Raw genomic sequence first — 10,456 nt, 5'->3', positions numbered from 1 at the left:
GCCGCCAGCCGCTTCCAGACCTCGCGGTCGTACGCCTCCGTGTGCGCCCGCGAGGGACTTGTGCCGTCGAAGTATCCGCCGGTGCCCAACTCCGTTGTCGCCAGGGCGAGTACAGCGGCGGCTCCGTCGGCGACGCTGGACCACGGCTCGACGCCGCCCTCGCGGACCATCGCCGTGTCCATGTAGGTCGCGGGGTGCAGCACGTTCACCGAGACGCCGGTGCCCGCGAGTTCCTCGGCCTGCGCGAAGGTGTGCGCCGCGAGGGCGAACTTGCTGCGCCAGTACGCCGATCGGCCGCTGTAGCCCCGGGTGAGCTCGGGGTCGTCGAAGTCCAGGGGCTCCTGACCGGCCGAGCCGACGTTGACGATCCGGGACGGGGCGCTCGCACGGAGCACGGGAAGCAGCGCGCGGGTGAGCGCGACGGGGGCCAAGTAATTGACGGCGAGCCGCAGTTCATGCCCGTCGCGGCTCACCTCGCGGCCCGAACCGGGTGAGCCGAAGCCCACACCGGCGTTGTTGACCAGGATGTCGAGACGGGGATGCGCGGCGGCGACCTCGGCGCCGAGCCGCCGTACCTCGTCCAGCGAGGCCAGGTCGGCGACGAACCCGTGCGCCTCACCGCCCTCCGCCCCGAGCTCCGCGACAAGCTGCTGCGTACGTGAGCGGTCGCGTCCGTGCGCGAGGACGACGTATCCGGAGCGGACCAGCTCGAAGGCGACGTACCGACCGAGGCCGGAGGTGGCGCCGGTGATCAGGACAGTGGGCACAGGGGCTCCGTTCACAGGGGATCTCCGTCCAGCGTAGACACGGGCGAGCTCGGCTACCTGGTGCTGTTGTCACTACGCTCGGCAGGGTTACCGTGCCGGATCAGCCATCAGCCACGAGCCATCGGCTTCTCCGGCTCAGGCCTCCGCCTCGTCCTCCTCCGCCAGCACCCGTTGGGCCACCGCGAACGCCGAATTGGCCGCCGGGACACCGCAGTACACGGCGGTCTGGAGCAGGACCGCGCCGATCTCCTCGGGGGTGAGCCCGTTGCGCCGGGCCGCGCGGACGTGCATCGCGAGCTCGTCGTAGTGGCCGTGGGCCACAAGGGAGGTGAGCGTGATCATGCTGCGCTCACGGCGGGTCAGCGTCGGATCCGTCCAGATCTCGCCCCAGGCGTAGCGGGAGATGAAGTCCAGGAAGCGGGCGGTGAAGGGGGTCTGGCGGGCCTGCGCGCGGTCCACATGGGTGTCGCCGAGTACCTGGCGGCGTACCTCCATGCCGCGCGGCGCGTACCCGTCGAAGTGTCCGCGCAGCGCGGCGAGTACGGCCTCCGGGCGCTCGGCAGGGGCCAGATGCGAGGCGCCCGGGATCTCGGTGAGCGTGGCGCCGGGCACCGCGTCCGCGATCTCCCGCAGATGCGCGGGCGGCGTCGCCGGATCCTCGCGACCGGCGATCAGCAGGGTCGGCATGCTGATGGAGGAGAGCCGGTCGCGGAGGTCGAACGCCGCGAGTGCGTCGCAACAGGCGGCGTACGCTCCAGGGTCGGCGGTCCGGAGGTCCTCGACCAGCTCCGGTACGGTGAAACCGGGCGTGAACCAACGGGAGTTCGCGGCGTCGGCGAGCGCGGCAAGGCCCTCGCGGCGCACGGTCTCCGCACGCTCCTCCCACGGCTTGGAGCCGTTGAAGTGGGCCGAGGAACAGACCAGGGCCAGGGACGTCACCCGCTCCGGGTGGTGCACGGCCAGGTGCAGACCCACCGCGCCGCCCAACGAGACGCCCGCGTAGGCGAACCGGTCGATGCCGAGCGAGTCGGCGAGGGTCAGCACCAGTGCGGCCAGGTCGGCGATGGTCGCGCCGGGCCCGATCAGGTCGGCCGGGGAGCCGCCGTGGCCCGGCAGGTCCCAGCGGATCACCCGGTGCGTCACGGACAGCTCGGGCGCGACCTTGTCCCACAGCGCGCTCGATGTGCCGAGCGAGGGCCCGAGCAGCAGCGGGGGAGCGGTGACCGGCCCTTCGGCGCGGTGGTGCGGCAGTTTGCCGTGAGAAAGGGTCGTCAACGTCGCTCCAGGGCACGGTCGGTGAGGGATCCGGCGGAGCCCGTGTAACGGGCGGGATCGGTGAGGTCCACGAGGTCGAGATCCTTGAGTTCCGGCTCCTCACCGAGCAGATCGAGCAGAGGCCGGTTCTCGGCGACCGCCCGTTTCGCGGTCGCCGTCAGCAACTCCTTGGCGCGGGCCCGCCCGAGCGCGGGAGCGAGCGAGACGGCCAGCCGTTCGGAGACGATCAACCCGTGGGTGAGGTCGAGGTGTTCGCGCATCACCTCGGCGTGTACCCGGAGCCCCTCGGCCAGTTCCGCGGTATCGCGCGCCGCTCCGCCGACGAGCCGGAGCAGGTCCCGCAAGGGTTCCCATTCGGCGTGCCAGGCCCCGGCCGGGCGTTCGTCCTCGGCCGCCATCGCCCCGTACAGCGTGGCCGCGAGCTGCGGTGCGCGCCGGGCGGCGGCCGCGACGAGGGTGGCCCGTACGGGGTTGGCCTTGTGCGGCATCGCCGACGAACCGCCGCCGCTGCCTTCGGAGACCTCCGCGATCTCGGTACGCCCGAGGGTGAGCACGTCGACCGCGGTCTTGCCGAGCGCCCCCGCCGTGAAGGCCAGCGCTCCGGCCAGGTCGGCGATCGGCGTACGCAGGGTGTGCCAGGGCAACACGGGCTCGGCGAGGCCGAGTTCACGCGCGTACGCCGCGGTCAGTACCTGGGTGTCCGCCGCGCCGAACGCGGTGAACGCCGCCAATGTCCCCGCCGCGCCGCCCAGTTGAGCGGGCAGCGAGCCCCGTACGGCCGAAACCCTGTCTCTGGCATCGAGGACCAGCGACCGCCATCCCGCCGCCTTCAGCCCGAAGGTTGTCGGCACCGCGTGCTGCGTCAGCGTCCGGCCCGGCATCACCGTGTCCCGGTGCTCCGCCGCGAGCCGGGCCAGGGCCCGTTCCGTCCGGTCCAGATCACCCAGGACCAGATCCAGCGTACGTGCGGCGATCAGCATGGTGGCCGAGTCCATGATGTCCTGGCTCGTCGCACCCCGGTGGACGTAGGCCCCGTACTCCCCGCCGACCGCCTGCGTCAGATCCGCGACCAGCGGGATCACCGGATTCCCGCCGTCACGGGCGCGTAGCGCGATCGACGATGCGTCGAAGCGGGACAGCTCGGCCGCGGCATCCACGGCGGTGGCCGCCTCGGCCGGAGCCAGTCCCAGGGACGCCTGGGTGCGGGTCAGCGCCGTCTCCGCGTCGAGCAGCGCTCGCAGATACGCGGTGTCGCTCGTCGCGGCGGACGCCCGGGAGCCCGCCCACCCGGGGGCGAGCAGGGCTTCGGAATCACCGAATGTCACTGGAACTCCAGGAAGACCGTTTCGCCTTCGCCTTGAAGGCGGATGTCGAAACGGTACGTCCGGTTCGTACCCTCGGCCGCTATCAGCGTGGCGCGCCGTTCGGCCGGGAGCGCGTCTAGCAGCGGGTCGGCGCCGTCGGCGAGGTACGCGCGGGTGTAGAGGTGGTTGGTCAGGCCGCGCGCGAACACGCACACGCTGATGTACGGCTGCCCGGCGTTGCCCGGCACCAGCGTGGAGAGGGCGTAGTGCCCGTCGGTGTCGGTGGGGACCCGCCCGAAGCCGGTGAAGTCGATGCCGGTACGGCCGAGGAAGCCGCCCGTGGACGGGTCGCGGCGCATCGAACCGGGGGCGCCCTTCAGGGACCCGTCGGGCGCTGCCTGCCAGAAGTCGAGCATGGCGTCGGGGATCGGCTCGCCCGCGCCGTCGAGCACGTACCCGTGCAGGGTGATCGCGTCCGGGTGGCTTTGGGGCGCGACCTGCCCGCCGCCGGGAAAGGGGAGCGCGTACCCGTAGAAGGGGCCGATGGTGTGGGACGGGGTGGGGAGCAACCGCTCGGTCATGCTCATCGGCCTTCCTCGATCCAGGTGGCGGAGGGACCGTCGAGGACGATGTCCCACTCGTAGCCCATGGAGAACTCGGGCTGGGAGAGATCGTGGTGGTAAGTGGCGATCAGGCGGTCGCGGGCCGCCGCGTCCGTCACGGAGTTCAGGATCGGGTCGTACGGGAACAGCGGGTCGCTCGGGAAGTACATCTGCGTCACCAGCCGCTGGGTGAACGCCGTGCCGAAGACCGAGAAGTGGATGTGGGCGGGTCGCCAGGCGTTGGTGTGGTTGCCCCAGGGGTAGGGGCCCGGCTTGATCGTGGTGAACGAGTACCGGCCCTGATCGTCCGTCAGGGTCCGCCCCACACCGGTGAAGTTGGGGTCCAGCGGCGCCGGATGCTGCTCGCGCAGATGGGCGTAGCGGCCGGCGGCGTTGGCCTGCCAGACCTCGACGAGCTGGCCGCGTACGGGATGGCCGGTGCGGTCGAGCAGCCGGCCCGAGACGGTCATGCGCTCGCCGATCGGCTCGCCCCGGTGGTGGCGGGTGAGGTCGTTGTCGATGTCGGTGATGTCGGTGACGCCGAAGACCGGACCCGACAGCTCGACCGTCTCCGGGTCGCCGCAGCTCACGGCGACCAGCGGCTGCTCGGGGTGGCGCAGCACGGAGCTGCGGTACGGGGCGTAGTCGCGTTGCGCGTGGTGCAGGACCGGGGCGCCGCCGGCGACCGCCTTGTCGTAGGCGTCCTGGCGGTCCTTGATCTCGACGTCGATGTCCGACTGGGTGAGAGCCATGGCCGGTTTCCTATCGTTCGAGGACGAGGGCGAGGCCCTGGCCCACGCCGATGCAGAGGGTGGCGACGCCGGTACCGGAACCGGCGGCCTTGAGCTGGTGGGCGACCGTGCCGGCGAGGCGGGCTCCGGAGGCGCCGAGGGGGTGGCCGAGGGCGATGGCACCGCCCCGCGGGTTGAGGATCGCCGGGTCGAACTCGGGCCACTCGGCCACACAGCCGAGCACCTGCGCGGCGAAGGCCTCGTTCAGCTCCAGGGTTGACAGGTCGTCAAATCCCTTGCCCGCCTTGGCGAGCGCACGCTTGACGGCTTCGACGGGCGCCAGTCCGAAGTACTGCGGTTCGATCGCGGAGACACCGGTCGCCGAGACGCGGGCGAGTGGCTCGCGGCCGGTGGCCTTCAGGCCTTCCTCGTCGACGAGGAGCAGGGCCGCGGCCCCGTCGTTGAGTGGGGAGGCGTTGCCGGCCGTCACCGTGCCGTTCTCGGTGCGGAAGGACGGCTTGAGCTTGGCCATGGCGTCGAGGGACGCGGAGGCGCGGACGGATTCGTCGGCGGCGAACACGACCGGCTCGCCCTTGCGCCGGGGGACGGACACGGGAGCGATCTCGGCGTCGAACAGGCCGTCCGCCTGGGCCCGCGCCGCCTTCCGGTGGCTGGTGAGCGCGAACTCGTCCTGCTGCTCACGCGTGATCTTGTGCTTGTCGGCGATGAGTTCGGCCGACTCGCCGAGCGGGATCGTCCACTGCGGGTCCATCCTCGGGTTGACCATGCGCCAGCCGAGCGTGGTGGAGTAGAGTTCGGCGTGCCCGGCGGGGAAGGGCTTGTCGCTTTTCGGCAGGACGTAGGGGGCGCGGGTCATCGACTCGACGCCGCCGGCCAGGGCGATGGAGGCGTCGCCGACCGCGATGGCCCGCGCGGCCTGGATGACGGCTTCGAGCCCGGAGGCACAGAGCCGGTTGACCGTCACACCGGGCACGGAGGTGGGCAGGCCCGCAAGCAGTGCGGCCATGCGGCCGACGTTGCGGTTCTCCTCGCCGGCGCCGTTGGCGTTGCCGAGGTAGACGTCCTCGATCCGGGCAGGGTCCAGGTCCGGTGTACGGGCGAGGAGTTCACGGATGGCGTGGGCGGCCAGGTCGTCCGGGCGGACGCCGGCCAGCGCACCGCCGTACTTGCCGATCGGGGTCCGTACGGCATCGACGATGTAGACGTCGCGCAGACTCATGACTGGATCTCCTCGGGAATGTGAACCTTCGCCGCGGTCTTCGCCACGATCTCCTCCGCCGCCACGCCGGGCGCGGTCTCGAACAGCACAAGACCCTGCGCCGTGACGTCGAGGACACCGAGATCGGTGATGATCCGGTTCACACATGCTCTGCCGGTGAGCGGCAGCGCGCACTCCTCCAGGATCTTCGGGGAGCCGTCCTTGGCGGTGTGCGTCATGACGACGATGACCGTGCGGGCGCCGTGCACGAGGTCCATCGCCCCGCCGATGCCGGTGATCATCTTGCCGGGGATCGCCCAGTTGGCGAGGTCGCCGCTCGCGGACACCTGCATGGCGCCGAGCACGGCGACATCGATGTGCCCACCGCGGATCATCCCGAAAGAGAGTGAGGAGTCGAAGTACGAGGCGCCGGGCAGGACCGTGACGGTCTCCTTGCCGGCGTTGATCAGATCCGGGTCGACCTGGTCCTCGGTGGGGTAGGGGCCGGTGCCCAGGATGCCGTTCTCCGACTCCAGGACGACCTCCACACCCGGCGGGAGGTAGTTGGGGATCAGCGTCGGCAGGCCGATGCCGAGGTTGACGTACTGGCCGTCCTGAAGCTCGCGCGCGGCGCGGGCGGCCATCTGTTCGCGGGTCCAGGCCATCAGCTGCTCACCGTTCCGTCCGCCGTGGGTGCCGAGACCGTCCGCTGCTCGATCATCTTGGCCTGTGCCTGCTCGGGCGTGAGGGCGATGACCCGTTGCACGAAGATGCCCGGCAGGTGCACCGCGTCCGGGTCGATCCCGCCCGGCTCCACGAGCTCCTCCACCTCGGCGATCGTGATGCGGCCGGCCATGGCGGAGAGGGGGTTGAAGTTGCGGGTGGACTTGTTGAAGACCAGGTTCCCGTGCCGGTCGCCCTTGGCGGCCCGTACGAGCGCGAAGTCGGTACGGATGCCTCGCTCCAGTACGTACTCGGTGCCGTCGAACTCGCGCACCTCCTTGGGCGGCGAGGAGAGGGCCACGCCGCCCTGGCCGTCGTAGCGCCAGGGCAGTCCGCCGTCGGCGACCTGGGTGCCGACTCCGGCGGGGGTGTAGAACGCGGGGATGCCGGCGCCGCCCGCGCGCAGCCGCTCGGCGAGGGTGCCCTGCGGGATCATCTCGACCTCCAGCTCACCGGCGAGGTACTGGCGAGCGAACTCCTTGTTCGCGCCGATGTACGAGCCGGTGACGCGGGCGATCCGCCCGGCCGCGAGCAGAACCGCGAGGCCGGACTCCATCGCCCCGCAGTTGTTCGAGACCACGCCGAGCCCGCTGACGCCGCGCTCGTAGAGGGCCTGGATCAGCACGTTCGGTACGCCGCTGAGGCCGAAACCGCCGACCGCGAGCGTCGCGCCGTCCGGCACATCGGCCACCGCCTCCGCGGCTGTGGCGACCACCTTGTCCATCCGAGAAGCCCCATCTCTCCCGAGCGTCATCTCCCCGAGCGCTCAGCGCCCCAATTAGTCAGGGCACTGAGTATTTCCTCGAGGTTTCAAACACGCTGCCACCCTGGCCTCCTTCCGTCAAGACCTCTAGGGAAAGTGCAGGTGAGTGCCCTGAAACGGGGCGGGACAGGTGGCACCCCGGCCAGGTATCGTTCAGTACACCAACCAATTTGATTCCTCTGTGCGGCGCGTCCATCGCGCCGCACGGGCCGAGCCGAGGAGCGCATATGGCCGCGGTGGACCTCTCCACCCACCCGGGGCACCTGGCCCGGCGGCTGCAGCAGGCGCACTATCTGCTGTGGAACACGATGGTCTCCGAGGAGATCACCTCGCCACAGTTCGCGGTCCTGAACGCACTCGTCGCGGAGCCGGGCCTGGACCAGCGCACCGTGGGGGAGCGGGTGGGCCTGGACCGCTCCACCATCGCCGAGGTCATCAGCCGGCTCGGGCGGCGCGGCCTGCTCGACAAGGTGCGCGACCCACAGGACGGCCGCCGTTTCCTGCTGCGCCTCACGGACGAGGGGATGCGCACGCACAAGAAGCTGACCGTGCGCACCGCCCGTATGAACCAGGTCTTCCTGGCCCCCCTCTCCGTCGACGAGCAGGCCCTGTTCTTCGACCTCATCCAGCGGGTCTCGGACGCGGCGGAAGGGCTCCGCAACCCGGCGGATCCGCTCGCGGTCCAGCGCTAGGCACGGTGGCTCGCTGTCATGCCGGTCAAGCGCGGTGCCGGCTGAGGCACCGCGCCTGAAAAGGCGCGCGTCGGCCGAGGCGCCGCGCCCGACAGGGCTTCGCGGTCACGCTTTCGCGAAGACCACCCACACCTGGCCCTTCGCGAAGTTCATCGGTGCACCGCCCGCCGTCGTGAACTCGGTGCCGTCCGTGGCGCCGGCGCGCGCCCAGTTCACGTTGAAGGCGCGGCCGTCGCGCAGCACCTTCGCCGTCCCCGAGCCGACCGTCTCCGTGTACGGCGTGTTGTTGCCGAGGACGTCGTGGAACTTGGACTCGCGGATCTTCACGTACTGCACGACGACCGTCGCGGGAGCCACCGTCGTTCCGTCCGTCGTCACGGTCGGCGTGCCGTCCATGTCCACCAGCCAGCGCTTCCGGCTCGCGGACCAGGTGAAGGTGAAGCGGGCGGCCGGGAAGCGCACGGTCTGCGAGCTCTGCGGGCTGCCGCCGGCGGGCGCCGCACCGAAGTGGAACCCGGTGGTGAGGGCGGCGGAGCCCGGCGCGGTGCGGGTCAGCCGCTGGGGGCGCAGGAACAGGTTGTGCGGTGAGGCCTTCCCGGTGCCGCGGTAGTAGGCGTCACCGGCTGCCGTGTCCGGCGAGTACGCGTGCAGTGGCGCCCGGTCGATCAGTGGCAGCAGCTTCTGCTGTGCCCCCGAGAAGGCGAGCGTCGGTTCGTCGAACTGACGTAGCAGCTCCAGGTCCGACTCGCGCGCGCTGCGCACCGGGCCGACGACCTTCGGCAGCTTGCTCGCGTAGATCGCCATCAGTCGGCTCAGACCGCCCTCGACCTGCTCCGCGTACACGATGTCCGCCGCTTCCAGACCCGTCTGGGGGCGGGCCGCACGCACGTTGTCGATCTTCACGGCGAGCACCGAACCGACGGCGGCGGGGCTTGGTGTCGGCTTCTCTTCGCTCTCCTGACTCGGGGTCGGGCTCGGTGCGTGACTGTGCCCGCGCCCGTCGTCGTTCGATCTGCCACCCACGGTGCAGCCCGTCACCAGGGGAGCTGTCACCACGGCGGCCAGCAGCGCCGCCGTCATCGCGCCGCGCCGCATCCGCGCCATCTGTCGCATGCCCACCGTGCCACCCTGTCCCGTGTCATTGATTGTCCGCTTATACGTTCAACGGTGGACATACCCGTTCGGTTCTGATCACGCGCGCTCACTGGGCCGATCGGCTCAGCGGGAAGCCTCGGAGGTGGTGGGTGAAGGGGGGCGGGAGCCGCCAGGTGGCGGTCAGGAGCGGCTGGGGCGGTGAGGGGCGGTCAGTCCTGCGGGCCGAAGATCTCCGCGAGGTCGTACCCCACCGGCTCCTCCAGCTGGCTGTACGTGCAGCTCTCGGCGGTGCGGTCCGGGCGCCAGCGGCGGAATCGGGCGGTGTGGCGGAACCGTACGCCGTTCTCCATGTGGTCGTACGCCACCTCGGCCACCCGCTCGGGCCGCAGCGGCACCCAGGACAGATCCTTCTTCGACGACCACCGGCTGGGGGCGCCCGGCAGCCGTGCCGTCTCGTGCGCCGACTCGTCCGCCCAGGCCGCCCACGGATGCTTCCCGACGTCCGCAAGACGCAACGGTTCCAGCTCCTCCACCAGCTCCGCGCGCCGTTTCATCGGGAACGCGGCGCTCACCCCCACGTGCTGAAGGGTGCCCGTGTCGTCGTACAGCCCAAGGAGAAGTGAACCGACGATCGGCCCGCTCTTGTGGAAGCGGTAACCCGCGACGACGACATCCGCCGTCCGCTCGTGCTTGATCTTGAACATGGCGCGCTCGTCCTGCCGGTAGAGCAGGTTGATCGGCTTGGCGATCACGCCGTCAAGACCCGCGCCCTCGTACTGCTCGAACCACTGGCGCGCCACGTCGATGTCCGTCGTCGCCGGGGCGACATGCACCGGGGCGGTGGCGCCGGCCAGCGCCATCACCAGCAAGGCACGCCGGTCGCCGAGCTCGACGTCGAGCAGCGCCCTGTCGGCCAGCGCCAGCAGGTCGAAGGCCACGAAGGAGGCGGGCGTCCGCTCGGCCAGCGTCCGCACCCGCGAGTCCGCCGGATGGATCCGCTCGGTGAGCGCGTCGAAGTCGAGCCGCCCGTCCCGGGCGATCACGATCTCGCCGTCCATCACACAGCGCCCCGGCAGCCGCTCCCGCAGCGCCTCCACCAGCTCGGGGAAGTACCTGGTCAGCGTCTTCCCGGTGCGGCTGCCGATCTCGACCTCGTCGCCGTCGCGGAACACGATCGCCCGGAAGCCGTCCCACTTCGCCTCGTAGTGCATGTCGGGCGGGATCCTCGCCACGGACTTGGCGAGCATCGGCTTCACGGGTGGCATCACCGGCAGGTCCATGGTTC

General features: G+C 71.0%; 11 protein-coding genes. 1 reads left to right on the top strand and 10 read right to left on the bottom strand.

The features are described 5' to 3' along the window. The 8 genes from ACFWP7_RS30780 to ACFWP7_RS30745 all read right to left on the bottom strand — a co-directional run. On the bottom strand, window positions 1–767 hold a 767-nt coding region (locus tag ACFWP7_RS30780), incomplete at its 3' end, for an SDR family NAD(P)-dependent oxidoreductase (protein WP_384387913.1). Window positions 768–902: 135 nt separating this feature from the next. Then, window positions 903–2,042, bottom strand: coding sequence for a 3-oxoadipate enol-lactonase (gene pcaD, locus ACFWP7_RS30775; RefSeq protein ID WP_384387910.1), 1,140 nt, complete (start codon window positions 2,040–2,042; stop codon window positions 903–905). After that, the gene (pcaB, locus tag ACFWP7_RS30770) at window positions 2,039–3,367 is read right to left on the bottom strand and encodes a 3-carboxy-cis,cis-muconate cycloisomerase (protein ID WP_384387907.1); all 1,329 of its coding nucleotides are present in this window, start codon (window positions 3,365–3,367) and stop codon (window positions 2,039–2,041) included. The genes pcaD and pcaB overlap by 4 nt, the downstream gene beginning before the upstream one ends. Next, on the bottom strand, window positions 3,364–3,927 hold the full coding sequence (gene pcaG / locus ACFWP7_RS30765; RefSeq protein ID WP_384387927.1) for a protocatechuate 3,4-dioxygenase subunit alpha: 564 nt from the start codon (window positions 3,925–3,927) through the stop codon (window positions 3,364–3,366). The genes pcaB and pcaG overlap by 4 nt, the downstream gene beginning before the upstream one ends. Before the next feature lie 2 nt (window positions 3,928–3,929). Continuing rightward, entirely contained in the window at window positions 3,930–4,700 is a 771-nt protein-coding gene (pcaH, locus tag ACFWP7_RS30760) for a protocatechuate 3,4-dioxygenase subunit beta (RefSeq protein ID WP_384387904.1), read from the bottom strand. Window positions 4,701–4,710: 10 nt separating this feature from the next. Then, window positions 4,711–5,913 carry a thiolase family protein gene (locus ACFWP7_RS30755; protein ID WP_384387925.1) on the bottom strand — a complete coding sequence of 401 codons (1,203 nt, stop codon included), beginning with the start codon at window positions 5,911–5,913 and terminating at the stop codon, window positions 4,711–4,713. A gap of 2 nt (window positions 5,914–5,915) precedes the next feature. After that, entirely contained in the window at window positions 5,916–6,563 is a 648-nt protein-coding gene (locus tag ACFWP7_RS30750) for a CoA transferase subunit B (RefSeq protein ID WP_384387901.1), read from the bottom strand. After that, complete coding sequence (locus tag ACFWP7_RS30745) at window positions 6,563–7,345, bottom strand: CoA transferase subunit A (RefSeq protein WP_384387900.1); 783 nt, start codon at window positions 7,343–7,345, stop codon at window positions 6,563–6,565. The genes ACFWP7_RS30750 and ACFWP7_RS30745 overlap by 1 nt, the downstream gene beginning before the upstream one ends. A gap of 266 nt (window positions 7,346–7,611) precedes the next feature. Between ACFWP7_RS30745 and ACFWP7_RS30740 the strand changes: the two genes are divergently transcribed. Next, window positions 7,612–8,076 carry a MarR family winged helix-turn-helix transcriptional regulator gene (locus ACFWP7_RS30740; RefSeq protein WP_384387897.1) on the top strand — a complete coding sequence of 155 codons (465 nt, stop codon included), beginning with the start codon at window positions 7,612–7,614 and terminating at the stop codon, window positions 8,074–8,076. Window positions 8,077–8,181: 105 nt separating this feature from the next. Here ACFWP7_RS30740 and ACFWP7_RS30735 read toward each other — a convergent pair whose 3' ends face one another. Together ACFWP7_RS30735 and ACFWP7_RS30730 are read right to left on the bottom strand one after the other, a co-directional pair. Continuing rightward, window positions 8,182–9,189: a DUF3048 domain-containing protein gene (locus ACFWP7_RS30735; RefSeq protein ID WP_384387894.1), complete on the bottom strand. Its 1,008-nt coding sequence runs from the start codon at window positions 9,187–9,189 to the stop codon at window positions 8,182–8,184. 191 nt (window positions 9,190–9,380) lie between these two features. Then, on the bottom strand, window positions 9,381–10,451 hold the full coding sequence (locus ACFWP7_RS30730; protein ID WP_384387891.1) for an ATP-dependent DNA ligase: 1,071 nt from the start codon (window positions 10,449–10,451) through the stop codon (window positions 9,381–9,383). Window positions 10,452–10,456 lie beyond the last annotated feature (5 nt).

It is taken from the genome of Streptomyces sp. NPDC058470 (assembly GCF_042721055.1).
Lineage (GTDB): Bacteria > Actinomycetota > Actinomycetes > Streptomycetales > Streptomycetaceae > Streptomyces.
This window is presented reverse-complemented; position numbering and strand designations above follow the sequence as displayed.